Here is a 23,558-nt window from a genome sequence, read left to right as displayed (position 1 = left end):
CGGCGGGTGGGACTGCTGGGCCGCCTGCGTGCACGCCGGCGCCGAAACCGTGTTTTCGGCTCCTTGCGGCTAGACTGAACACGTAGAAACGGATGCCCGGTCGTTGATTTCCATGTTTTGAAACCAACAAGCCCGCCCCTACGCGATCTTGAGATTCACCCGCTGGTCGCCAGTGCCAGCATTTAGATAGCCCGCGATCGGCTTCCACTGGAACTGCGTGTGCGCCCGAGCGTGCTCCGGAACGGCCAGCCCCGGCCGGCCCGTCGAGCAGGCAGCGCCATTGCCCAAATGAATAAGGAAACTCCCCTGTGAGTGAATTGCATACCCACCAGCTTTTGACCGATGCGTCCGGCACGGAGACGATCGAGCCGGAAGAGACCATCATCTCGGACGAGACGCCGCATGAAATCGCGGAAAAGTCCTTCGCCGACTACAACGTCCGTGCGGACATCGTCGAGTCCCTGTCCGATGCCGGGATCACCCACCCCTTCCCCATCCAGGCCATGACCCTCCCGGTGGCATTGTCCGGCCACGACATCATTGGCCAGGCAAAGACCGGCACGGGCAAGACCCTGGGCTTCGGCATCCCCGCGCTGCAGCGGGTCATCGGGCAGGACGACCCCGGCTACGCGAAGCTGGCCGTTCCCGGCGCACCGCAGGCCCTGGTGGTGGTCCCCACCCGTGAACTCGCGGTCCAGGTGGCCAACGACCTCCAGACCGCATCGACCAAGCGGAACGCGAGGATCGCTACGATCTACGGCGGCCGCGCCTATGAGCCCCAGGTGGAGTCCCTGAAGCAGGGCGTTGAGGTGGTCGTGGGCACGCCCGGCCGGCTGATCGACCTCTACAGGCAGAAGCACCTGAGCCTGAAGAACGTCAAGATCGTCGTGCTGGACGAAGCCGACGAAATGCTGGACCTCGGCTTCCTGCCGGACGTGGAGACCCTCATCGCGGCCACTCCCGCCGTCCGCCAGACCCTCCTGTTCTCCGCCACGATGCCTGGGCCCGTCATCGCCATGGCGCGCCGCTACATGACCCAGCCCACGCACATCCGTGCGGCTGACCCCGAGGATGAGGGCCTGACCAAGCGGGACATCCGCCAGCTGATCTACCGCGCGCACAGCATGGACAAGACCGAAGTGGTGGCCCGCATCCTGCAGTCCCGCGGCCGTGGGCGCACCATCATCTTCACCAAGACCAAGCGCACCGCCGCGAAGGTGGCCGAGGAACTGGTGGACCGCGGATTCGCCGCCGCCGCCATCCACGGCGACCTGGGCCAGGGTGCCCGCGAACAGGCGCTGCGGGCGTTCCGCAACAACAAGGTGGACGTCCTGGTGGCCACCGACGTCGCCGCGCGTGGCATCGACGTGGAGGATGTCACCCACGTCATCAACTACCAGTGCGTGGAAGACGAAAAGATCTACCTGCACCGCGTGGGCCGCACCGGACGTGCCGGCAACAAGGGCACGGCCGTCACATTCGTCGACTGGGACGATGTTCCCCGCTGGGCGCTGATCAACAAGGCACTGGGGCTCAACGTGCCCGAGCCGGTGGAGACCTACTCCTCCTCGCCGCACCTCTACACGGACCTGGACATTCCCGAGGGAACCAAGGGCCGCCTGCCGCGCGACAAGCGGACGCTTGCCGGCGTCGACGCCGAGGTGCTCGAGGACCTGGGCGAGACCGGCAAGAAGAACAGCCGCGGTGGCAGGGACCGGGACGGCCGGGGCCGCACCCGCAGCAGCGGCAGCCGCGAAGGCGGGCGCAGCAGTGAAGGCGGGCGCAGCAGCGACTCGGCGTCCCGCTCAGGCCAGCGCCGCCGTCGTACGTCCGACTCTGCCACCACCGCTGCCGCCGGCGAGGCCGCCGCTCCCGCAACAGAGGGAGAACAGCCTGCGCGTGCCCGGCGTACCCGCACCCGTACACGCCGCCGCAACGGCGAAGTGGTAGCCGGTGCCGACAAGGGCACGCAGCCTGGCACCTCCGAGGGCTAACTGCCGGAGATGACTGACACTGTTTGGGCGCCGGACGGCGGCAGCCTGGTGGTGCACGCAGATAATGCGGCGTACCTCCCGACGCTGCCGGACGGCGCCTTCACACTGATTTACGTGGATCCGCCCTTCAACACCGGCCGGCCGCAGCAGCGCCAGGAAACCAGGATGGTGGCCAACGCCGGGGGCACAGGCGACCGCGTGGGCTTCAAGGGCCGCTCCTACGACACCGTCAAGGGTGCCCTGCACCGCTACGATGACGCGTTCAGCGACTACTGGTCGTTCCTGGAGCCGCGGCTCGTGGAGGCGTGGCGGCTGCTGGCCGAGGACGGCACCCTGTACCTGCACCTGGACTACCGCGAAGTGCACTACGCCAAGGTGATGCTCGATGCCATCTTCGGCCGCGAATGCTTCCTGAACGAAATCATCTGGGCCTACGACTACGGCGCCCGCGCTAAAAACCGCTGGCCCACCAAGCACGACAACATCCTGGTGTACGTCAAGAACCCGGCGAAGTACCACTTCGACAGTGCCGAAGTGGACCGGGAGCCGTACATGGCGCCCGGACTGGTCACACCCGCCAAGCGGGAGCTGGGCAAGCTGCCCACCGATGTCTGGTGGCATACCATCGTCTCCCCCACCGGCAAGGAAAAGACGGGCTACCCCACGCAAAAGCCGGAGGGCCTGGTCCGCCGGGTTGTTGCGGCCTCAAGCCGGCCGGGCGACTGGTGCCTGGACTTCTTCGCCGGCTCCGGCACCCTCGGTGCGGTCGCCGCCAAGCTCGGCCGGAAATTCGTCGTGGTGGACCAGAACCAGCCAGCCATCGACATCATGGCCAAGCGGTTGGGTGCGCACGCGACAGTTACATCGTTCCCGGCCACGTGAACCGCTGGAGGGTCAGGGCCGGATGACGGCCGAACCGGTGCCCAGCGCCTCAATCCGTGCCAGCACTTCCGGGGTGGTGACGTTCTCGCCGAGCAGGTTGGGCTTGCCGGTCCCGTGATAGTCCGAGGAACCTGTCACCAGCAGGTCATGCCGGGCGGCGAGCCGGCGCAGGAAGCTGCGCCCCTCTTCCGGGTTGTCACGGTGGTCGATCTCCAGGCCCGCCAGGCCGGCGTCGATCATCTCCCGGTAGGTGCGCTCCCCCACGATCCTTCCCCGCGCCGATGCCACGGGATGGGCGAAGACCGGCACTCCACCGGCCGCACAGACAAGTTCGACGGCGGTGGCCGGGTCGGGTGCGTAGTGGGGGATGAAGTACCGCGAGCGTGAGGTGAGGATGGAGGCGAAGGCTTCCGAACGGTCCTCCACCACACCCGCCGCAACGAGGGCATCGGCAATGTGCGGGCGGCCCAGGGTCGCCCCCGGTGCGACGTGGTGGATCACGTCGTCCCACGTCAGCGGGTAGTCCTCGGCCAGCAGCGTGACCATGCGTTCGGCCCGGGTCAGGCGGGAATCCTTGGCCTTGGTGATCTCTTCGAGGAGGCCCGGGTGCGTGGGGTCGTGCAGGTAGCTGAGCAGGTGCACGCTGATGCCCTCGTCCGTCCGGCACGAGACCTCCATGCCGGGCACCAGCGCCACGCCGCATGCCACCGCGGCCGCGGCAGCCTCGGCCCACCCCGCCGTTGAGTCATGGTCGGTCAGCGCCACAGCGTCCAGGCCCGCACGGGCAGCTGAGGCCATGACGCCGGCCGGGGTCTCGGTGCCGTCGGAGACGTTGGAGTGGGCATGCAGGTCAATCCTCACTTGTCCAGCCTAGTGGACGGCGGATCCGGGGTGCCGAAGGGCTGTTCGCGCAGCCGCGACGCTGGTGAGACGATGGTCCCGTGAACGATGCCGAAAACACCCCCAACTCTGCTTCCCAGCCACTGGAGGAGCGTGTCAACAACCGCTCACAGCGGCCCAGCTCCGACGCCTTCAAGGCTTTCATGGCCAGCAACTGGGCACCTTCGAGCCAGGAGACCCCCGAGCGCGATGCCGTAGCCGCCTACGCGGCGCGCCGGCGCAAAGCCATCTCCGCCCAGTTCATGGGCGAACGCCTGGTCATCCCCGCCGGCCCGCTCAAGGTGCGCTCCAACGACTGCGACTACCGCTTCCGCCCCCATTCCGGGTTCGCCCACCTCACCGGCCTGGGCCTGGACCATGAGCCTGACGCCGTCCTGATCCTGGAACCGGTGGGGGAAGGAAAGGGCGACGACGGCGCCAACCACCGCGCCACGCTCTACTTCCGGCCGCTGGCAGGCAGGGACACGGAACAGTTCTACGCAGATGCGCGGTCAGGCGAATTCTGGATCGGCGCCCGTCCCACCCTGGCGGAGTTCGAAGCCCGGCTTGGCCTGGCCACGGCCCACATTGACCAGCTGGAAACCGCCATCACGAAGGATGTCGGGGCCCCGGAAATCGGCGGCATCTCCATCCGCCTGGTCCGCAAGGTGGACGAAAACATAGACGCCCTGGTGGACACCGCACGCTACAACACTGCCAGGGACCCGGAAAACCTGGACCTCGAGGCCCTTGACGCCCTCGATGAGAAGCTCAGTGAGGCGCTCTCCGAACTGCGCCTGCTCAAGGATGAGTGGGAAATCGAGCAGATGAAACTTGCCGTGGCAGCCACGGTGGAGGGCTTCGAAGAGGTGGTCAAGGCCCTCCCCCGGGCGCTCACCCATGCCCGCGGCGAGCGCGTAGTGGAGGGCGCCTTCTTCGCCCGCGCACGCGAAGTGGGCAACGAGCTGGGCTACGACACCATCGCCGCTTCAGGCAACAACGCCACCGTGCTGCACTGGACCCGCAACACTGGCCGGATCCACTCCGGCGACCTGCTGCTGCTCGACGCCGGCGTTGAGGTGGACTCGCTGTACACAGCCGATGTCACCCGCACCCTTCCGGCGGGCGGCACGTTCAGCGACGTCCAGCGCAAGGTCTATGAGGCGGTCCTCGACGCAGCTGATGCTGGGTTCGCCGCCGCACAGCCCGGCACCAAATTCCGTGACATCCACACGGCGGCAACGACGGTCCTGGCAGAGCGCCTTGCCGAGTGGGGCCTGCTGCCCGTCAGCGTGGAGGAGGCCATTAGCAGCGAGGGCCAGCAGCACCGCCGCTGGATGCCGCACGGCACCAGCCACCACCTGGGCCTCGATGTCCACGACTGCGCCCAGGCAAAGCGGGAGCTGTACCTGGACGGCGTCCTCACCGAGGGCATGGTGTTCACCATCGAGCCGGGGCTGTACTTCAAGAAAGAAGACCTTGCGATCCCCGAGGAGTTCCGGGGCATCGGCGTCCGCATCGAGGACGACGTCCTGATGACGGCCGACGGACCTGTCAACCTCAGCGCCGCCCTGCCGCGGAAGGCAACGGACGTTGAGGACTGGATGGCCGGAATCTACCGGACCGAAGACGCCTGATACCTACTGTTACCAAAGGGGGGCCGCCGGATTCCTTCCGGCGGCCCCGCTTTGCGCCTGCCTTCCGGCAGCTTTGGTTTCCTGGCAGCCTACGGCCGCGGGTCACCCCGGTGCTGGTCGTCCTCCACGCCGTAGTGTTCCCCGCCGGTCTGCGAAGCGGCATCGTGGCCGGCCTCGTGGCCCGGCGCGTGTTCCGGTGCCGCTGGTTCCTGGCCGGGATGCTGCGGGGCGCCGGAACCGGGCCCCTGCGGCAGGCGGACGCCGTACTGCGGCCGGCCATCGGGCAGGTCCGGGTAGCGGACTGAGCGGACCGGCTGCTGGTGCTGGCCGCCGTCGTACTGCTCGCCATAGTGCTGCGGACCGCCCTGCTGCTGGGCCCCCTGCTGCTGGCCGCTGTCGGGGTAGCCCTGGCTGTCCTGCGCGGAAGATCCGGAGGAGCGCTGGCCGTAGGGGTCATTCCAGCCGGCGGGGCGGGCAGGGCCCTGGCCCTGCTGGTCCTGGTGCTGGTACGGCTGGTTGTAGTAGTCGTGCTGGGTGTACGGGCCGTGGCCTGAAGCTGCGTCGGACCGCGTCATGGGCAGCTGCTGCAGGAGGCGCCGTGCCTCGTGGGCCGCTTCGGGTGCCACGATGACGTCATAGTTGGTGGCCACCACCTGGCTGGTGGAGGTGAAGTCCCGCTTGCCGCGCTGCATTGCGTACGTGACGATGCCGAAAAGCATGAAGAAAGCCGCGCCCATGAGCACGGAAGTCAGTATGGAGAAGTATCCCGGCGACGGCGCGAAGAAGGACAGCATGACCCCTACGAAGAGGCCGAACCACATGCCGCTCAGTGCCCCGGAGAGTGCCACCCGGGGATAGCTCAGGCGCCCGGTGACCCGCTCCACCATCTTCAGTTCGTTGCCCACGATCGACACCATCTGGACCGGGAACTGCTGGTCCGCCAGGTAGTCGACAGCCTTCTGGGCGTCGAGGTAGGAGTTGTAGGAGCCAACGGTGTCACCGGTGGGAACAGCCCGGGCGTCGTCCGGACCGTTCGCGGCGCCGGCCTTGGGTGCACCAAAAATGTTCGACATAAATCCATTCTTGCCCATGCAGGTGGGTACTGCCTGTAAATTCAGCTAAAAGTGAGCAGACTCGGTAGCCTGTAGGAGTGAGCACAACACCTACCCGCGTCTTCGTGGCGCGCCTTTTGGGACTCGACGTCTTCGACCCGCTGGGCGACCGGCTGGGCCGCCTGCGCGACGTCGTTGTGCTCTCCCGCGGCACCCAAGGGGCCCCGCACGTGGTGGGTATCGTGGTGGAAGTTCCGGGGAAGAAGCGCGTTTTCGTGCCCATGACGCGCATCACCTCGATCGACCAGACCCAGATCATCTGCACAGGCCTGGTGAACCTCCGCCGCTTTGAACAGCGCGGCGCCGAAACGCTGGTGGTGGCCGAGATGTTCGACCGCCGGGTCACCCTCCGCGACGGCAGCGGCGACGCCACCATTGAGGACATCGCCATTGACCAGCACAGGTCCCGTGACTGGTTCGTCAGCAAGCTCTTTGTCCGGCGCGGGCACTCGCTCTCGCCGTTGAGCCGGCTGCGCCGCAACGAGACCCTGATTATCGACTGGGCGGACGCCCAGCAAGGCCAGAAGACCGAGCCGCAGGCCGCAACCCAGTTCGTGGCCAACCACGAGGACCTCAAACCCGCTGACTTCGCCGAGGCTCTCCAGGAGATGAGCGATAAACGCCGCTTTGAGGTGGCCAGCGAACTGCAGGACGAACGTCTCGCGGACGTCCTCCAGGAGCTCCCGGAAGACGATCAGGTGGAGATCCTCTCGGCCCTGGACGTCCAGCGTGCAGCCGATGTCCTGGAGGAGATGGATCCGGACGACGCTGCAGACCTCCTGGGAGAGCTGCCCTCCGCCCAGGCGGAGGAACTGCTGCAGCTGATGGAGCCCGAAGGCGCCGAGGACGTCCGCCGCCTGCTGGAATACGACGAGGACACCGCCGGCGGCCTGATGACCCCCGTGCCGGTGATCCTTCCGCCGGAGGCCACCGTCGCCGAAGCCCTGGCCCACGTCCGGCGCGAGGAGCTCTCCCCCGCCCTGGCGTCGTCGATCTTCATTGCCCGGCCGCCTCTGGAAACACCGACGGGTCGCTTCCTTGGCGTGGTGCACATCCAGCAACTGCTGCGTTTCCCGCCGTTCGAGGCACTGGGCAACCTGGTGGACAAGAACCTTGAGCCGCTGTCCGACCAGGCCCACATCAGCGAAGTGGCGCGGACGCTGGCCACCTACAACCTGAACTCACTTCCGGTGGTCAATGACGCCGGCCGGCTGGTGGGGGCGGTGACTGTTGATGACGTATTGGATCATTTGTTGCCGGACGACTGGCGCGCCCATGATGGCGAAGCCCCGATAAGAAGGCTCGGTGGCCGCATTGGCTGATATCAGTGCTCCGAAGAACCCCAACCAGCGGAACTTGGCCAAAGCGGAATCAAAAGGCAGCCTCGACACGCCCCTGAGCGGCAGGCAACGGATCCTGCCCACCTTCCGTCCGGACCCGGACGCGTTCGGGCACGCCACCGAGGCCTTTGCCCGGTTCATGGGCACGCCCCAGTTCCTGGTCTACATGACCGTGTTCTGCATCTTCTGGCTGGGCTGGAACACCTGGGCCCCCGCGGAATGGCAGTTCGACTCCAGAGACCTCGGATTCACCCTGCTGACCCTGATGCTGTCCCTGCAGGCTTCCTATGCGGCTCCGCTGCTGCTGCTGGCCCAGAACCGGCAGGATGACCGCGACCGCGTCTCGCTCCAGCAGGACCGCCAGCGTGCCGAACGGAACCTTTCCGACACCGAGTACCTCACCCGCGAACTCGCCTCGCTGCGCATTGCCCTGCGCGAAGTGGCCACCCGCGACTACGTCCGGGCCGAGCTGCGTTCGCTCCTTGAGGACCTGCTCGAAGCCCAGGAAGAGCTTCGAACGCATGACACCTCGGCTCCGGGGTCGCACGAGTCCCCGCGGGACAAAGTCAAGGACAAACTGCGTGACCAGCGGGACCGGCAACGGAACCCGCGCACCCAGCAGATTCCCCGGGTCAAGCCTGGCCACTCCACCCCCGACCGCTAGCCCCCAGCACCTGCACCCGAAAGCCGGTTCCCAGCCAATGAGCTCCCCCCTGGATACTCCGATGCCCTCCGGATCCCCGCTGGCTCAGGCAGTCAATGCTGCCCTGGCCACGGTCATCGACCCCGAGCTCCGCCGCCCGATCACCGAGCTCGGCATGGTGGACTCCGTACAGGTTTCCGACGACGGCCGGGTCACCCTGGCGGTGCTGCTCACCATCGCCGGTTGCCCGCTGCGGGACACCATCACCGCCGATTCCGAAAAGGCACTGTTCGCCGTCCCCGGCGTGAGCGCCGTCGACGTTGAGCTCAAGGTGATGGACCAAGCCCAGCGGGACGCCCTCAAGGAGAAGCTCCGCGGTGCGGGCGCCCAGCGCACCATCCCCTTCAACCAGCCCGGCTCACTGACCAAGGTGTACGCAGTCGCCAGCGGCAAAGGCGGGGTGGGAAAGTCCTCGGTCACCGTCAACCTGGCCGCCGCCCTGGCAGCCCAGGGTCTGCGCGTTGGCATCGTGGACGCCGACGTCTACGGCTTCTCGGTGCCGGCGCTGATGGGAATCACCCAGGCACCCACGCAGGTGGACGACATGATCCTTCCGCCTGTCGCCTACGGCGTGAAGGTCATCTCCATCGGCATGTTCGTCACCGGCAACCAGCCCGTGGCCTGGCGCGGTCCCATGCTGCACCGCGCCTTGGAACAGTTCCTGACCGACGTCTACTTCGGCGACCTCGACGCCCTGTTCCTGGACCTGCCGCCGGGTACCGGAGACATTGCCATCTCCGTGGCGCAGCTGCTCCCGGGCGCTGAAATCCTGGTGGTCACCACGCCCCAGGCCGCGGCCGCGGACGTCGCCGAACGAGCCGGCGCCATCGCCACCCAGACAGGACAGAAGCTGGCAGGCGTCATTGAGAACATGTCCTACCTGGAGTTGCCCGATGGCGGCCGGATGGAATTGTTCGGCAGCGGGGGCGGCGAAGTCCTGGCGGAGAGGCTGACCGCCACCGTGGGCACGGAGGTGCCGCTGCTGGGCCAGATTCCGTTGGACATCCAGCTCCGGGAAGGCGGGGACACCGGCCTTCCGATCGTGCTGGGCCAGCCGGGTACGCCCGCAGCAGCGGCACTGGCGAAGATTGCCGGCCGCCTCGCCACGAAGCCACGCGGCCTCGCCGGCATGAAACTCGGTTTGCAGCCCCGCTGAGCAGTCCTACGTGGCTTCCGTGTCGAACGGGGCGGCTTCGCCTGCAGGGAGCCGCTCCACTACCCGTTCGGGCCGGGCGGGAGTGCTGGCGACGGCGGCCGCACCGGAGACTGCTGCCACCGCGGCGGGGGCATTGGCGCTGACGGGCTTGGCGTCGTCGTCGAGCAGCGCTTCCTTGATGATGCGCCGGGGATCGTACTGGCGGGGATCGTACTTCTTCCAGTCGACATCGTCGATGTCGATGCCCACTTCTTCCTTGATCTGCTCGCGGGCGCCGGAGGCCATGCGGCGCAGTTCCTTGACCAGGTTCGCCAGCTTTTGGGTATATTCGGGCAGCCTCTGGGGGCCGATCACCAGCACACCGATGATCAGCAGAAGGATAAACTCCGGGCCGTTGATACCAAACACTTTAGGAAGATTACCCTCTCCGGGCTGCCAGCGACGATTCCCGGCCGGGTGGATGGGAAACAGTCTGTGTCACGGGGCGAACAGCGCCGCGATCTTGTTGATTCCGCGCTCCAGCCGCATTTCCAGGGGTTCCCCCGGCGCTACGGATGGTGCCGGCTGGATGGACGCGTCCACGCCTTCCGAGGCGGTCTCGGCCAGGCGCCGGAGGATGGGCACGGCGTCGTCGGCCTGGTCCGCCGGAAGGTCCGAGCGGTAGGTGAAGGTCCGCCCCACCGCACGGTAGGTTGCAGACCAGGGCGAGGTGCTCCAGACCTGGAGGAGCCCGCTTTCGGGGTTGCCGTCGCCGGATGATGCACCACCGCCCGGCTCCATGGCTCCAGGAGCCGGCGTCCCGGGGCTTAGGGGGTGCTGTTCGGTGATGGTTGCATGATGGGAGCCGTCACTGAGCCGCAGCTCTACAGCGGGCTGCCCCTCAACCACCAGCGCCTTGGCTGCCTCCAGGTGGAACCCCATGGCTTCCAGTTCAGGGCACGCCCAGCCCTCGGAGCGTAGCCGGCCCACCTGCTCGGCATTCAAGGTCCTGCCGTCAGCGGGCGTTTGCGACGAGACATGCGAGAAAGCGGCCGTGCTTCCGGCTGCGTTGGCGGCCAGGGGATCCCCCGCTGCGGCGAAAGCCCCGACCGCCAGCACTCCGGCCGCGGCAACCGTTCCACCGGTGGCCATGGCCAGCGCCCGGGCAGCAGTACGTGAGGGCCCGCCGTTATGGGCCGGAAGGGGTGCCTGGGCGGCGAGTTCGGAGGTGCGTGAAAGCAGCCGCTCGGTCAGGTCCTGGCTGGCCGGCGGAATGGGAGCCTCGCGGAGGCGTTCCAGGTATTGCCGCTCCCGGCGCACGGTGGCGGCACATTCGTGGCACGCCTGGAGGTGGCTGCTGGTGCGCTGATGCCTGCCGCCGAAGGGGAACTGGGGCTTCATGCGCCGATCAGAGGATCCCGGCGATGCGCGGCATCGAGAGTTTGCGGCGGGTCTGCTGCGGGCGGGGGTCCCGGTGGGCGAGCTTTTCCCGGAGCATGGTCCGCCCGCGGTGGATGCGGGACCGGACCGTCCCGAGCTTAACGCCAAGGGCCTCCGCCACCTCGTCATAGGACAGCCCCTCCAGGTCGCACAGCACCACCGCCGCGCGGAAATCCGGCGGAAGTTCCTCCAGTGCCGCCTGGACGTCCAGGTCAAGGTTGTTCAACTCAAAGCTCTGCTCGGGTCCGGGCTCACGGCCGGGCAGCCGGGACTCGGCGTCCTCGGCAAGGGCGTCGAACCTGATGCGGGTCTTGCGGCGCGCCTGGTCAAGGAAGAGGTTGGTGGTGATCCGGTGCAGCCAGCCGTCGAGCGTTCCGGGCTTGAAGTTCTCCAGCGACCGGAAGACGCGGACGAATACCTCCTGGGTGAGGTCCTCGGCGTCGAACTTGTTTCCGGTCAGGCGGTAAGCCAGCCGGTAGACCTTCGCCGAATGGTTGGTGACCACTTCTTCCCAGGTGGGGCGGACCCACTCATCGTCGGGATTGTTGACTGCAGGGACAGGTGCCACAACTGAAGATGACATCGTCCACTCCCCTCGTGGAATGCTAACGCCCGGATACTGTTGACATCTCTGATTCGGCGCCGGTCACCTTTTGGATGAGCGGATAATCATCATGTCAAACTTGGCTGGGAATTTCCTGACTGCGGGCGGACTTCAGCCTTGGGCGCAACGGCTGCTTCCACGGCGGGCCCGCCTGGACACAGTAGGCTTGGGGAGAAACTCCCCCTTCCGCCCAGAAAGCGATGATTCATGAGCGCCGACAAGTCCAGCAGCTGGTCCTATGCAGAAGATCTGCCCGCTGAGGATGAGGTCATGCTCCGGGCCAGGGAGCGCTCCTTTGAACTGGGGGTCAGCGCCATCAGCCCCGGCGTGGGCGCCGTCCTCACGGTCCTCGCGGCCGCTTCCAAGGCCCAGACCGCCGTCGAAATCGGCACCGGCGCCGGAGTGTCCGGCGTGTGCCTCCTGCGGGGCCTTGGCCCCCAGGCTGTCCTGACCACCATCGACGTGGACGTGGAGCACCTGCGGGCGGCGCGCGAGGCGTTTGCCGAGGCCGGCAGCCCCGCCAACCGGACCCGGACCATTTCCGGCCGCGCCGGTGACGTGCTGCCGCGGCTGACGGACGGCGCCTATGACCTCGTGTTCATCGATGCGGACAAGCCCGGACTGCCGGGCTATGTGGAGCAGGCCATCCGCCTGCTCAAGCGTTCGGGCCTGCTGGTCATCAATGACGCGCTGGACAAGGATAAGGTGGCCAACCCGGCGGGACGCGAGCCCAACACGGTCACCCTGCGCCAAGTGGGCAAGGCAATCCGCGACGACGAGCGGCTGGCATCAGCTATGCTGCCCACCGGGGACGGCCTGCTGGTGGCCGTCAAGAAGTAGGCGCGGCCGGATACAGGACAGGGCCCGCAGCCCCAGGCCGCGGACCCTGTCCGGCACAATTACTCGGTGACGCCTACGAGGCAGTCCTTCAGGTTGGCTGCCTCGGCAGCGTTCAGTTCGACCACAAGACGCCCGCCGCCTTCGAGCGGGACGCGCATGATCAGGCTGCGGCCCTCCTTGGTGACTTCCATAGGGCCGTCGCCGGTGCGTGGTTTCATCGCCGCCATGAGGAATTTCCCTCCATTGTGTCCCAGGACCAATCAGCCCGGGCGGGCTGCGTCCGCATGTCGATCAGGCTGCGATGGCGGGGTGCATTCCCACCGCCAGGGCTGCGCGTTTTCTTAATGCTTATGTCCTTGCTTACCTATCATTATCGCGGAATTACCCGCCCGTAGCTAATCGATGGACATTTCCGGCAACCGGTGATTCCCGGCCTGACCTGCGCCGAAGCTTCCTTTCCTAGGGCGGATAGTCCCCTCCGCCGGGCAGCTGCGCCCAGGCCCACAACCACACGATCCAGACGATCTGCAGCAGCAGGAACATGGTGACCACGGCCCCCCGGTACGCCCTGGACCGGGAGAGCAGCGCCGCGCCCAGGGCCAGCGGAAACAGTGGCAGGAGCATCCTGAACGTGCTGGTCTGCGGGTGCAGGAACACCAGCAGGTAGCCCATGTAGCAGGCGCACCATATGCGCAGTTCGACGCCGAGGCGCACCACCGGCGGCACGAACAGCAGCGCCGCGAAGAGACCCGCGAAGACCAGGGGTGCCAGGATGCCCAGCACGGGGCCGAAGAGGTCGACGCCGGCATCGAACCAGGGCTTGAACGGCACCAGGTCGTGGCCCCGCCACACGGTTTCAGTCTTGGTGTAGGCGAGCGGGTCACCGGTGGCAGCCCACGCCGCCGCCGGCCACGCCAGGGCTGACAGGCCCGCGACGGCGGTAAGCCCGGCCAGGCCCGCGAGGTCCGCGAGGGAATGGGCTTCTTCGCCGGGAGCACTCCCCCGCTCACCCCTGAACCGCGCCACGGCACGCAACACGAGCAGCAGCCCCAGGCAGGCAGCAAAGGGAACGCCCACCGGCCGGGAAAGGCACAGGAGGACCACCACGGGGATGGCCCACAGGTATTGCCGCCGCACCACCAGCAGCAGTGCCGCTGCCAGGAGCAGGAGTGACAGGGGCTCGGCGTACGGAACCTGCAGGACGGCCGAGACCGGGAAGGTCGCGAAGAACGTCACCCCCCACATCGCCGGTGCATGCGCGGCTTTGCGCCGGAAGAGCGCGTAAACCACCAGCGCGGCGCCCCAGCCGGCCAGCATGGCGATGAGGGTCAGCGAGGCGGCCGGCTTCAACCCGGTGAGGCTGCTCAGTCCGCCGGCCAGTGCCGGGAAGAGGGGGTAGAACGCCCACGTGTTCTCCTGGACGTTGCCGGCAGCATCCGTGGGCAGGACCGACGGATACCCGCCGGCGATGACCTGCCCGTACCAGCGGGCATCCCAGATGTTGATGAAGTTCCAGTAGTCCGGCTTCGGTGCGAACCAGGGGTTGGCGCCCTGGTGCAGGGCCGCGGCCATGAAGATGAAGGCGCTGGCCAGGCGCGCGCTGCCATAGACGGCGGTGACCTGCAGCCACCAGGGCCATCGGCGGACAGCCGATGCCGTCCGCTGGGCCAGCACTGCGGCGGATGCCAGGGGTGCCCGGCGCCCCGTCACCGTGCTCACTGTCCGCCCTTCCCGGCAGGCGCGCCTTCGCGGCCGTCCGCGGCAGGACTTTCGGAAATTGGCTGCTGGGCAGGACCTTCACCCGTGGCCGACCCGCCGTCGGACGCAATCCGCAGCGCCGCCACCTGCCCGCGCAACTCCGCAATGTCCGCATCCCTGGCGGCCAGTTGGTCCCGCAGCTCATCGAGTACCTGGTCCACCTGGTCCATCCGGTATCCGCGCAGGCCGAGCGAAAAGCGCACCCGGTTCACGTCCTCCGGGCCGGCATGCGACGGCAGCAGCACGGGAGGCAGATTGGCGGGAGGCTCGTCAAAGCCGCCGTCCAGCAGCACGGGCAGCGGCGAACCGCCCTCCTTGCGGGACCGTCGGCCCAGGCCGGCCCAGAGAACCGCCGCGACCAGCACCACGGCGAGGAAAACCAGAAAGAAACTCACGGTTCCATCGTGCCAGACCGGACGCCGTCGCCTACTCCGGCCGCTGCTCGCCGTTCAGCGCCGGAGTGATGGCCTCGTGCAGGACGCGGTCCACGGCTTCGGCGGGGTCGTCCACAAGCTGGATGAGGTCAAGGTCCTTTTCCGAAACCATGCCTTCAGCCACCAGGGTGCCCTTGATCCATTCGATCATCGGGCCCCAGAAGTCCACGCCGAGGAGCACGATCGGGAAGGAGGTGACCTTCCGCGTCTGCACCAGCACCATGGCTTCGAACAGCTCGTCGAGCGTTCCCAGGCCTCCGGGCAGCACAATGAAGCCCTGGGCGTACTTGACGAACATCGTCTTGCGGGCAAAGAAGTAGCGGAAGTTGATGCCCAGGTCCACCCACTGGTTCAGGCCCTGTTCGAACGGCAACTCGATGCCCAGGCCAACCGACACTCCGTTGCCTTCGACGGTGCCGCGGTTGGCCGCTTCCATGGAGCCGGGACCGCCGCCGGTGATGACCGCTACTCCCGCTTCGGCAAGCTTGCGGCCAACTTCCACGCCCATTTCGTAGTAGGTGCTGCCGGGTTTCGTGCGGGCGGAGCCGAACACGCTGACCGCTTTTCCAATGTCCGCGAGCGCGCCGAAGCCTTCGACAAATTCGCTCTGGATCCGCAGGACGCGCCACGGGTCGGTGTGCACGAACTGGCCGGGGCCCTTGGTATCAAGCAGATGTTGGTCCGACATTTCCACCGCGGCCTGTTTGCGGCGCAGCTCAAGGGGACCTTTACGGCGCGGCTGGGAATTCTTGGCCGGATCTGCATTGATACTCATTCCCCTAGGCTAACCTCCAACTCCAGGTATCTCTTGAATCACGATCAGCAGGAACTTGGGGTGATTGGGGTCATAAGGCTGCGTTGTTCAACTAGATTCTTTCCTATGACTACTCATGTGCCCGGCGATGCTCTCGTCTCCCTGAACGCCGTTAACAAGCATTACGGCCAGCTGCACGTTTTGAAGGACATCAACCTGCAGGTCCGCAAGGGCGAGGTTGTTGTGGTCATCGGGCCCTCCGGCTCCGGTAAGTCCACCCTCTGCCGGGCCATCAACCGCCTGGAAACCATCGAGGGCGGAACCATCAGCATCGACGGCAAGGTGCTGCCCGAGGAAGGCAAGGAGCTCGCCCAGCTGCGCGCCGACGTCGGAATGGTCTTCCAGTCCTTCAACCTGTTCGCCCACAAAACCATCCTCGAGAACGTGACACTGGGCCCCATCAAGGTCAAGGGTGTTTCCAAGGCCGCCGCGGAGAAGGATGCCATGGCGCTCCTGGAACGCGTCGGCGTGGGCCACCAGGCACCCAAGCTGCCGGCCCAGCTTTCCGGCGGCCAGCAGCAGCGTGTTGCGATCGCCCGTGCCTTGGCAATGAAGCCCAAGGTCATGCTGTTCGATGAGCCCACGTCCGCCCTCGACCCCGAAATGATCAACGAGGTCCTTGATGTCATGGTCCAGCTCGCCAAGGAGGGCATGACCATGATCGTGGTGACGCACGAGATGGGCTTCGCCCGCAAGGCCGCGGACCGCGTGGTCTTCATGGCGGACGGCCAGATCGTCGAGGACGCCACTCCCGAGGAGTTCTTCACCAACCCGAAGAGCGACCGCGCCAAGGACTTCCTGTCCAAGCTCCTCACCCACTGACCACCCGAACACCACACTTCAGTTCGCATCCAGGCCGGAAACCCACGGCCATCAATGAAAGGAATGTCATGAAGGCATTTATGTCCCGGCGGAAGTCCTTCGTCGTGGCGGCTACCGCTGCCCTCGCCCTGTCCCTGAGCGCCTGCGGCGGCGGCGACTCCGGAGGCTCCAGCAACCCGAGCCCGGTCGAGAAGCCGACGTTCGCTGCCGGAACCACCATGGCGAAGCTCTCCTCTGCCGGAACCATCAAGATCGGCACCAAGTTTGACCAGCCGCTGTTCGGCCAGGTGGGCCTGGACGGCAAGCCCGTCGGTTTCGACGTTGAAATCGGCAAGCTGATCGCCGCCAAGCTGGGCATCGCAGCAGACAAGATCGAATGGTCCGAGACCGTTTCCGCCAACCGCGAGCCCTTCATCGAGCAGGGCAAGGTGGACATCGTCATCGCTACCTACACCATCAGCGACAAGCGCAAGCAGGTTGTCGACTTCGCCGGCCCGTACTACGAAGCCGGCCAGGCCCTGATGGTGAACAAGGACAACGACACCATCAAGAAGCCCGAAGACGTCAAGGGCAAGAAGGTCTGCTCCGTCACCGGCTCCACCCCGGCCGCCACGATCGTGGACAAGTACGGCGCCGAACTGGTCCCTGCCGCCACCTACTCCGCCTGCCTGGAGCCGCTGCGCAACAAGCAGGTTGAAGCCGTCACTACGGACAACGTGATCCTCGCCGGCTTCGTCGACAAGGAACCTGACGCCTTCAAGCTGGCCTCCGACGAAACCTTCACCAAGGAGCCGTACGGCATCGGCCTGAAGAAGGGTGACACCGAGTTCCGCAACTGGATCAACGACCAGCTGGAATCCTTCGAAAAGGACGGCTCCTACAAGAAGGCCTGGGAGGCAACTGCCGGTTCGGTCATCAAGACCGCACCCAGCCTGCCCGCCATCAACCGTTACTAAGTAGCGTCCGCAACGCTGCCGGGGCTGCACAACGGCCCCGGCAGCACCGCCTTCATCCGTCCACGCATACAGTCGAAGGATCTTATGGACGTCATCATTGAAAACCTGCCCCTGTATTGGAATGGTTTTCTCCGCACACTCTTTCTGTCCGCTGTTTCCGGAATTTTCGCTCTGATCCTCGGCACCCTGCTTGCCGCGGCGCGCGTTTCCCCGGTTGCGGCGCTCCGCGGTTTCAGCACCGTCTACGTGGAAGTCCTCCGCAACACTCCGCTGACCATCGCCTTCTTCTTCGCAGCCGTCGTGCTCCCCCGGATCGGGGTCAAATTCGAGCAGTTCGAGATCGCCGCGATCATCGCCCTGAGTACCTACACCGCCGCGTTCATCGCCGAAGCTGTCCGCTCGGGTGTCAACAGCGTCCCCGTCGGCCAGGCCGAGGCGGCGCGCAGCATCGGCATGAAATTCGGCCAGGTGCTTTCGCTCATCATCCTCCCGCAGGCGCTGCGGACCGTGATCCCGCCGCTGATCAACATCCTGATCGCCCTGGTCAAGAACTCCTCGGTGGCCGGCGCCTTCTTCGTCCTGGAATTGTTCGGTTACGGCCGCCAGATGGCCAATGCCAACGGTGATGCCGTCATCGCCGTCCTGCTGGGCACCGCGTTCTTCTATCTGCTCCTCACCGTTCCGCTGGGAATCCTTGCCAACACGGTGGAACGAAAGGTGGCGATTGCCCGATGAGTTCCGTCCTTTACGACGTCCCCGGCCCCAAGGCGCGCCGTATCTCCCTGATCGCCTCCATCGTCGGCGGCCTGCTGATCCTTGGCCTCCTGGCCTGGATCGTCATGACCCTCGGGCAGCAGGGCATCTTCGAAGCACGCCGGTGGCAGATCTTCACCCGCGCCGACGTGTGGCGGCTGCTGGGCAACGGCCTCGGCTCCACCCTTTCGGCGGCGGCACTCGCGGCGGTCATCGCGTTCCCGCTGGGCCTGCTGCTGTGCCTGCTGCGTATTTCGGACGCCGCCGCGATCCGGGTCCCCATGAGGGTCATCCTTGAGTTCCTCCGCGGCATGCCGGTGGTCCTGATGATGCTCTTCATCCTGCTGGGGTTCGGCACGTCCGCGTTCATCGCCGTCGTGGCAGGCCTGGTGCTCTACAACGCGGCAGTGTTCGCCGAGATCATCCGCGCCGGCATCCAGTCCCTCCCCCGGGGGCAGCGCGAGGCAGGCCTGGCCATCGGGCTGACCAGCTACAAATCACGCATGCTGATCGAGTTGCCCCAGGCGATCCGGCGCATGATGCCCTCGCTCGTGGCGCAGATGGTGGTCCTCCTGAAGGACACCTCGCTGGGCTACATCGTGGCCTATGGCGAACTCCTGCGCGCAGTCCAGGTCATGGCGGACTTCCTGGGCACGCAGTACCTCTTCCCGATCTTCTTCGTGGCCGCGGCGATCTACATCGCCATCAACATCTCGGTCTCGCGGCTCGCCGTGTGGATCGAGCGGCGCGGCTCCAAGAAGGCCGCCGGCGGTACGGCCAAGGCCGAACCCGATGTCCTGGAGGCAGCGGCTCCATAACCTTGGCGGCCACTGACGACAAAAGGTCCGGAATTCCCGCGGGAATTCCGGACCTTTTCTTTGGCAGGCTGCTCAGGCAGCAAGCCAGCTTCGCAGTGCGGCGAGGCAGTTGCGGATGGCGTCGGCGTGGACGTGCTCGTTGTCCTTGTGCGCCAGCAGTGCATCGCCGGGACCGAAGTTCACCGCCGGGATACCCAGCTCACTGAAGCGGGCGACGTCGGTCCATCCGTATTTGGGCTTGGGCTCGGCTCCCACGGCGGCGACGAAGGAGGCAGCAGCCGGGTGCTGCAGCCCGGGCCGTGCTCCCGCCGCTGCATCGGTGCGGACGACGTCAAAACCCTCCAGCAGCTCCCGCACGTGGGCTTCAGCCTGGTCCGGGGTCTTGTCCGGGGCGAACCGGTAATTGATCTCCACCACACAGCGGTCCGGGATGACATTGCCGGCGGTGCCGCCGTTGATCTTCACCGCGTTGAGGCTTTCCCGGTAATCCAGGCCGTCGACGTTGACGGTGCGGGGTTCGTAGGCGGCCAGGCGGGCCAGGATGGGTGCTGCGGCATGGATGGCGTTGCTGCCCATCCAGGCCCGCGCGGAGTGCGCAGCCTCCCCGGCGGTGCTCACCTCGAACCTGCTGGTGCCGTTGCAGCCCCCCTCCACGGTGCCGTCCGTCGGCTCGAGCAGGATGGCGAAGTCCCCCTGCAGCAGGTCCCCATGGTTCCGGACCAGGCGTCCCAGGCCGCTCTTGACGGCTTCCACTTCCTCATGGTCGTAGAAGACGAAGGTGACGTCGCGCCTTGGCTGCGCGCCGCCGTCGAACAGGCCCGCCGCCAGCGCAAGCTGGACCGCCACGCCGCCCTTCATGTCCGTGGCGCCGCGGCCGTAGAGGACTCCCTCCCCCGGCACGCCGGACTCCCAGCTGGAGGGGACGGTGCCTTTGGAGCCTTCAGTCAGCGGAAGCGGCACCGTGTCCAGGTGGCCGGCGAGGATGACGCGTTCACTGCGGCCCAGTTCGGTGCGGGCAATGATGGCATCGCCGTCGCGCACCACGTTGAGCTCCGGGATGGCCAGCAGGGCCTGCTCCACGGCATCGGCGAGGGCGCGCTCATTGCCGGAGACGCTTTCGATATCCATGATGGCTGCGGTCAGCAGTGCCACGTCCTGGCGGAGGTCAAGGGTATGCACGGACGGTTGGGGCGCGGTTTCGGCAGTCACGAAGCAAGTCTAGTTCGAACCGGCCACCCGGCCCTCGATAGACTGGGCAACATGACTGAGACCGCTTCTTCCGCCGTGCCCGAAACCTTGAACACCGCCCCTGGCGAACGCTCCGCGTATGGCTTTGGCCTGGCCACCATCTCCACGGCCGGCAGCGACGCCACTGTCCTCGACGTCTGGTTCCCCGCCCCCGCGCTCGGTGTAGCGGCCGAGAACCTCCGCTCGGTGGAAAAAGCCGACGAAGCCCTTACCCGCCTCGCCGAGGGTGGCGCTGATGAGGACCGCGGCACGGAGCAGAAAGTGGTGTTCGTCCAGATCAACCTGGACGAGGCCCCTGCCGACACGGCAGACGCCTACCTGCGCCTCCACCTGCTCTCCCACCGGCTGGTCCGGCCCAACACGATCAACCTGGACGGCATCTTCGGCAAGCTGCCCAACGTCGTCTGGACCAACTTCGGCCCGGCCGCCGTCGAAGGCTTCGAACTGACCCGTGCCAGGCTGCGCCGCCGGGGAGCTGTCACCGTCTACGGCGTGGACAAGTTCCCGCGCATGGTGGACTACGTTGTCCCCAGCGGTGTGCGGATCGCCGACGCCGACCGGGTCCGCCTGGGTGCGCACCTGGCCGAAGGCACCACCGTGATGCACGAGGGCTTCGTGAACTTCAACGCGGGCACCCTCGGCACGTCCATGGTTGAAGGCCGCATTTCGGCCGGCGTCGTCACCGGCAACGGCAGCGACGTCGGCGGCGGCGCCTCGATCATGGGCACCCTCTCCGGCGGCGGCAAGGAGAAAATCACCATCGGCGAACGCGTCCTGCTGGGCGCAAACTCCGGCGTCGGCATCAGCATCGGCGACGATTCCGTGGTGGAGGCAGGCCTCTACGTCACGGCCGGCACCCGTGTGCGCGTGCCCGGCCCCAAGGACGACGACGGCGAGGACACCACCAAGGTGGTCAAGGCAGCCGAACTCTCCGGCGTGCCCAACCTGCTGTTCCGCCGCAACTCCACCACCGGAGCGGTGGAAGTCCTGGCGCGGAAGGGCCAGACGGTCGAACTGAACGACGCCCTGCACGCCAACTGAATCCATTAGTGGCACGCAGACGCAGCCTGCGCCGCCTGGTGGTGCTGGTGCTGGCCCTCGCACTCGTGGCCGGCGGCATCTACACGGCAGTGTTCTTCGTGCAGCGTTCCGAAACCCTGGTTTCGGAACGCTGCACCGCTACGGCGGGCAACCGGACGGCAGAACTGGCGCCGGACCAGGCGGTGTACGCCGCCCTCATCACTGCCGTGGCGGTACGGCGGGGACTGCCTCCACGGGCGGCGAGCATCGCCCTGGCCACGGCCATGCAGGAATCCAAGCTCCGCAACATCGAACACGGTGACCAGGCTGGACCCGATTCCCGCGGACTGTTCCAGCAGCGGCCCTCCCAGGGCTGGGGAACAGAGGCCCAGATCATGGACCCGTACTACGCCGTGAACGCCTTCTACGACGCCCTGGTGAAGATCCCCGGCTACGAGACGCTCGACATTACTGACGCTGCCCAGCGTGTCCAGCGTTCCGCCCACCCCCAGGCCTACGCCCAGCACGAGGACATGGGCCGCGCCTTCGCCTCCGGCCTGACGGGGCAGACGCCGGAGGCCGTGCAGTGCACCCTCCGCTCTGCCACGGCCGCCGGTGACGCCGCCACGGTGGCCTCGGAACTGGACCTCGCCTATGGCGGCGTGGACGCCGAAGCAGCGGGAGGCAACCTGGTGGTGGAAGCCGGCGGAACCGAGGCCTGGTCGATTGCGCAATGGGCCGTGGCCAACGCCAAGGAACTCGCCGTCACCCAGGTGGACGTGGCAGGCCGGACCTGGCAGCGCAGCGGCGGGGACGGATGGCGGGAATCGGGGGCACCAGACGGCCAGGTGCGCATCACCGTCAGGCAGGACGACGGCGGCAGCTGAGGGCCGCCGTCGTCCTGCCGGGCGTGGGCCTAGACCAGGATTTCCAGCACCGGCTGGACGTAGCTGCGGAACAGGTCGGGCTGGCCCATGAGTTGCTGGCTCATGATGATCTTGTCCGGTTCCAGGTACCAGGCACGTTGTTCGTCCAGCGGAAGTTCGATGATGGTCAGCGTGAAGTCCCGGGCATCCCGGCCCACTTCCAGCAGCCGGTCATCCACCATGTCCTTCAGCTGCTGATCCGTTCCGGTGGCCACACGTTCGGCTTCCAGTTCGGCGTACTCGCTCCGGCGTTCACGGGCCCAGGTGAGGGCCGAACCGAAATGCGCCTGCAGGACCCGCTGAAGGGCAGGGGAGTTGCCGAAGGCTTCAAAACCGGGCGGGGACAGCTCCGGGGACGTTTGCGGATGGGCCTTGAGAAGCTGCTCCCACCAGGCCTCCCATTCGGTTTTCAGCGCACCCAGGCCGCCAACGTCCGACGTCAGGTGTGTGTGGTCTGCGGGGCGGACCTTGGGTGCGGCATGGGACAGCATGGGCCGCCCTACGCCATTCAGGCCGGCCGCGTCCCGGACGTACAGGGCAATCATCATCGGCCCGGACGTGTCCGTGGTGATATGCCACCCTGAACCGCTTGCGTGCTGCATCCGAAGTCCTTCCCTGGCCTGTTTATGCCGGGTGTCGTGGTCCGGTCCCGTGTACCCGGTTATCAGTCTATTCCCGCAGGAGATTCGCGGTAGTGCAGGACAGGCCATTGAGCTGGACCACCTACCGTGCCAGGCCGTCCAGGTGGCGCTCCAGCACGTCACGGCACATCTGCGCGGTCATCCAGCCCGGCTGCAGCAAAGCGTGCAGGCACAGCCCGTCAAGGGTTGCCAGGAGCCGCTCCGCTTCAAGCACCAGGCTCTCCTGCGGTTCGTCCTCCGGCAACAGGGAAGCGACAACGCCCCCGACGATGGCCGCCACTTCCCGGTGGCTGCGGTCGGCCCCGGCGGAAAGAAAAACCTTGATCCGCGCGGCGTTCTTGAACGCCAGCCACGCGCAAACCTCCACCGCGCTCTCCTCGTCCAGGGGCAGCATGCCACCCAGAAGGGTTAAAACGGCCTCCCGCTGGCCGGCACTCTCCCGTGCCGCGCCGTGCACCGCCGGCAACAGCCTTCCCAGCCGGGCCAGGACGCGGTCCACCACGGTGGCGAAGGAGAAGGCAAGCAGCTCGTCACTGCCGGCGAAGTAGTGCCGCACGGATCCCACGGCCAGGCCTGCTTCGTCCGCTACTTCCCGCAGCGACGCCCGTTCCAGCCCGTCAACCGCAATGATGCGGAGCACGGCATCGACCACGTCCTGCCGCCGGACGTCTGCATCAACAATTTTGGGCACCATCCTTATTAGCACACTCGTGCTTCCATTGCCGTGTCACACGGCGCCCGGGATCCGGAACGCGGGGGCGGCGAAGACGTGCCGTGGGATAGCGTTGGGGCATGAAAATCT

The 23,558-nt window shown here is 66.7% G+C and carries 25 protein-coding genes; 13 read left to right on the top strand and 12 right to left on the bottom strand.

The window, feature by feature from the left end; all coding sequences use genetic code 11:
• The first annotated feature begins 308 nt into the window (after window positions 1-308).
• Together AC3IMC_RS04010 and AC3IMC_RS04005 are read left to right on the top strand one after the other, a co-directional pair.
• Window positions 309-1,994 (top strand): DEAD/DEAH box helicase, encoded by a 1,686-nt coding sequence (locus tag AC3IMC_RS04010; RefSeq protein ID WP_490917136.1) that lies wholly within the window; start codon window positions 309-311, stop codon window positions 1,992-1,994.
• 9 nt (window positions 1,995-2,003) lie between these two features.
• Window positions 2,004-2,876: a DNA-methyltransferase gene (locus AC3IMC_RS04005; RefSeq protein WP_490917135.1), complete on the top strand. Its 873-nt coding sequence runs from the start codon at window positions 2,004-2,006 to the stop codon at window positions 2,874-2,876.
• Between the two features lie 12 nt (window positions 2,877-2,888).
• On the opposite strand, the gene AC3IMC_RS04000 is transcribed toward AC3IMC_RS04005, so the two are convergent.
• Entirely contained in the window at window positions 2,889-3,737 is an 849-nt protein-coding gene (locus tag AC3IMC_RS04000; RefSeq protein WP_490917134.1) for a PHP domain-containing protein, read from the bottom strand.
• 80 nt (window positions 3,738-3,817) lie between these two features.
• Here AC3IMC_RS04000 and AC3IMC_RS03995 point away from each other — a divergent pair, with 80 nt between their 5' ends.
• Window positions 3,818-5,392: an aminopeptidase P family protein gene (locus tag AC3IMC_RS03995; RefSeq protein ID WP_490917133.1), complete on the top strand. Its 1,575-nt coding sequence runs from the start codon at window positions 3,818-3,820 to the stop codon at window positions 5,390-5,392.
• Window positions 5,393-5,481: 89 nt separating this feature from the next.
• On the opposite strand, the gene AC3IMC_RS03990 is transcribed toward AC3IMC_RS03995, so the two are convergent.
• Complete coding sequence (locus AC3IMC_RS03990) at window positions 5,482-6,465, bottom strand: YflT domain-containing protein (protein ID WP_490917132.1); 984 nt, start codon at window positions 6,463-6,465, stop codon at window positions 5,482-5,484.
• A 77-nt stretch (window positions 6,466-6,542) separates the two neighbouring features.
• On the opposite strand from AC3IMC_RS03990, the gene AC3IMC_RS03985 reads away from it, so the two are divergent.
• The 3 genes from AC3IMC_RS03985 to AC3IMC_RS03975 all read left to right on the top strand — a co-directional run bounded on the left by AC3IMC_RS03985 (window position 6,543) and on the right by AC3IMC_RS03975 (window position 9,703).
• Entirely contained in the window at window positions 6,543-7,826 is a 1,284-nt protein-coding gene (locus AC3IMC_RS03985) for a magnesium transporter MgtE N-terminal domain-containing protein (protein WP_490917131.1), read from the top strand.
• Window positions 7,810-8,508: a DUF1003 domain-containing protein gene (locus AC3IMC_RS03980; protein ID WP_490917130.1), complete on the top strand. Its 699-nt coding sequence runs from the start codon at window positions 7,810-7,812 to the stop codon at window positions 8,506-8,508. Before AC3IMC_RS03985 ends, AC3IMC_RS03980 begins: the two co-directional genes overlap by 17 nt.
• Window positions 8,509-8,569: 61 nt before the next feature.
• The gene (locus tag AC3IMC_RS03975) at window positions 8,570-9,703 is read left to right on the top strand and encodes an Mrp/NBP35 family ATP-binding protein (RefSeq protein ID WP_490917129.1); all 1,134 of its coding nucleotides are present in this window, start codon (window positions 8,570-8,572) and stop codon (window positions 9,701-9,703) included.
• Between the two features lie 6 nt (window positions 9,704-9,709).
• Here the strand turns inward: AC3IMC_RS03975 and AC3IMC_RS03970 are convergent, their stop codons facing one another.
• The 3 genes from AC3IMC_RS03970 to sigE all read right to left on the bottom strand — a co-directional run bounded on the left by AC3IMC_RS03970 (window position 9,710) and on the right by sigE (window position 11,705).
• Window positions 9,710-10,111, bottom strand: a complete 402-nt coding sequence (locus tag AC3IMC_RS03970; protein ID WP_490917128.1) for a twin-arginine translocase TatA/TatE family subunit — start codon at window positions 10,109-10,111, stop codon at window positions 9,710-9,712.
• Between the two features lie 69 nt (window positions 10,112-10,180).
• Window positions 10,181-11,083 (bottom strand): anti-sigma factor, encoded by a 903-nt coding sequence (locus tag AC3IMC_RS03965; RefSeq protein ID WP_490917127.1) that lies wholly within the window; start codon window positions 11,081-11,083, stop codon window positions 10,181-10,183.
• 7 nt (window positions 11,084-11,090) lie between these two features.
• Window positions 11,091-11,705, bottom strand: a complete 615-nt coding sequence (gene sigE, locus AC3IMC_RS03960) for an RNA polymerase sigma factor SigE (RefSeq protein ID WP_454486670.1) — start codon at window positions 11,703-11,705, stop codon at window positions 11,091-11,093.
• A 228-nt stretch (window positions 11,706-11,933) separates the two neighbouring features.
• Here sigE and AC3IMC_RS03955 point away from each other — a divergent pair, with 228 nt between their 5' ends.
• A complete protein-coding gene (locus tag AC3IMC_RS03955) occupies window positions 11,934-12,566 on the top strand; it encodes an O-methyltransferase (RefSeq protein WP_490917126.1) in 633 nt (210 codons plus the stop codon).
• Between the two features lie 59 nt (window positions 12,567-12,625).
• Here AC3IMC_RS03955 and AC3IMC_RS03950 read toward each other — a convergent pair whose 3' ends face one another.
• The 4 genes from AC3IMC_RS03950 to AC3IMC_RS03935 form a co-directional block, all read right to left on the bottom strand.
• The gene (locus AC3IMC_RS03950) at window positions 12,626-12,793 is read right to left on the bottom strand and encodes a DUF3117 domain-containing protein (protein ID WP_102973820.1); all 168 of its coding nucleotides are present in this window, start codon (window positions 12,791-12,793) and stop codon (window positions 12,626-12,628) included.
• A 232-nt stretch (window positions 12,794-13,025) separates the two neighbouring features.
• Window positions 13,026-14,285, bottom strand: a complete 1,260-nt coding sequence (locus tag AC3IMC_RS03945; protein WP_490917125.1) for a hypothetical protein — start codon at window positions 14,283-14,285, stop codon at window positions 13,026-13,028.
• Entirely contained in the window at window positions 14,282-14,719 is a 438-nt protein-coding gene (locus AC3IMC_RS03940) for a DivIVA domain-containing protein (protein ID WP_490917124.1), read from the bottom strand. The genes AC3IMC_RS03945 and AC3IMC_RS03940 overlap by 4 nt, the downstream gene beginning before the upstream one ends.
• Window positions 14,720-14,750: 31 nt before the next feature.
• Entirely contained in the window at window positions 14,751-15,533 is a 783-nt protein-coding gene (locus AC3IMC_RS03935; RefSeq protein WP_454486677.1) for an LOG family protein, read from the bottom strand.
• Between the two features lie 105 nt (window positions 15,534-15,638).
• On the opposite strand from AC3IMC_RS03935, the gene AC3IMC_RS03930 reads away from it, so the two are divergent.
• The 4 genes from AC3IMC_RS03930 (at window position 15,639) to AC3IMC_RS03915 (ending at window position 18,921) form a co-directional block, all read left to right on the top strand.
• Complete coding sequence (locus tag AC3IMC_RS03930; protein ID WP_026265670.1) at window positions 15,639-16,394, top strand: amino acid ABC transporter ATP-binding protein; 756 nt, start codon at window positions 15,639-15,641, stop codon at window positions 16,392-16,394.
• Between the two features lie 68 nt (window positions 16,395-16,462).
• On the top strand, window positions 16,463-17,350 hold the full coding sequence (locus AC3IMC_RS03925) for a glutamate ABC transporter substrate-binding protein (protein ID WP_221386591.1): 888 nt from the start codon (window positions 16,463-16,465) through the stop codon (window positions 17,348-17,350).
• 84 nt (window positions 17,351-17,434) lie between these two features.
• The gene (locus AC3IMC_RS03920) at window positions 17,435-18,085 is read left to right on the top strand and encodes an amino acid ABC transporter permease (protein WP_221386590.1); all 651 of its coding nucleotides are present in this window, start codon (window positions 17,435-17,437) and stop codon (window positions 18,083-18,085) included.
• Window positions 18,082-18,921 carry an amino acid ABC transporter permease gene (locus AC3IMC_RS03915; RefSeq protein WP_490917123.1) on the top strand — a complete coding sequence of 280 codons (840 nt, stop codon included), beginning with the start codon at window positions 18,082-18,084 and terminating at the stop codon, window positions 18,919-18,921. The genes AC3IMC_RS03920 and AC3IMC_RS03915 overlap by 4 nt, the downstream gene beginning before the upstream one ends.
• Before the next feature lie 72 nt (window positions 18,922-18,993).
• Here the strand turns inward: AC3IMC_RS03915 and dapE are convergent, their stop codons facing one another.
• Window positions 18,994-20,130 carry a succinyl-diaminopimelate desuccinylase gene (gene dapE, locus AC3IMC_RS03910; protein WP_490917122.1) on the bottom strand — a complete coding sequence of 379 codons (1,137 nt, stop codon included), beginning with the start codon at window positions 20,128-20,130 and terminating at the stop codon, window positions 18,994-18,996.
• A gap of 51 nt (window positions 20,131-20,181) precedes the next feature.
• On the opposite strand from dapE, the gene dapD reads away from it, so the two are divergent.
• Both dapD and AC3IMC_RS03900 read left to right on the top strand, forming a co-directional pair.
• On the top strand, window positions 20,182-21,210 hold the full coding sequence (gene dapD, locus AC3IMC_RS03905) for a 2,3,4,5-tetrahydropyridine-2,6-dicarboxylate N-succinyltransferase (RefSeq protein WP_490917121.1): 1,029 nt from the start codon (window positions 20,182-20,184) through the stop codon (window positions 21,208-21,210).
• An 8-nt stretch (window positions 21,211-21,218) separates the two neighbouring features.
• Entirely contained in the window at window positions 21,219-22,076 is an 858-nt protein-coding gene (locus tag AC3IMC_RS03900; RefSeq protein WP_490917120.1) for a transglycosylase SLT domain-containing protein, read from the top strand.
• A 29-nt stretch (window positions 22,077-22,105) separates the two neighbouring features.
• Here the strand turns inward: AC3IMC_RS03900 and AC3IMC_RS03895 are convergent, their stop codons facing one another.
• Window positions 22,106-22,717: a hypothetical protein gene (locus AC3IMC_RS03895; protein WP_490917119.1), complete on the bottom strand. Its 612-nt coding sequence runs from the start codon at window positions 22,715-22,717 to the stop codon at window positions 22,106-22,108.
• Window positions 22,718-22,838: 121 nt separating this feature from the next.
• Window positions 22,839-23,447, bottom strand: coding sequence for a TetR/AcrR family transcriptional regulator (locus AC3IMC_RS03890; protein WP_490917408.1), 609 nt, complete (start codon window positions 23,445-23,447; stop codon window positions 22,839-22,841).
• Between the last annotated feature and the right edge of the window lie 111 nt (window positions 23,448-23,558).

The sequence above is a fragment of the Arthrobacter sp. E70 genome (assembly GCF_058266945.1).
The sequence above is the reverse complement of the archived record's forward strand: the minus strand, read 5'-3'. Positions and strand labels throughout refer to the sequence as shown.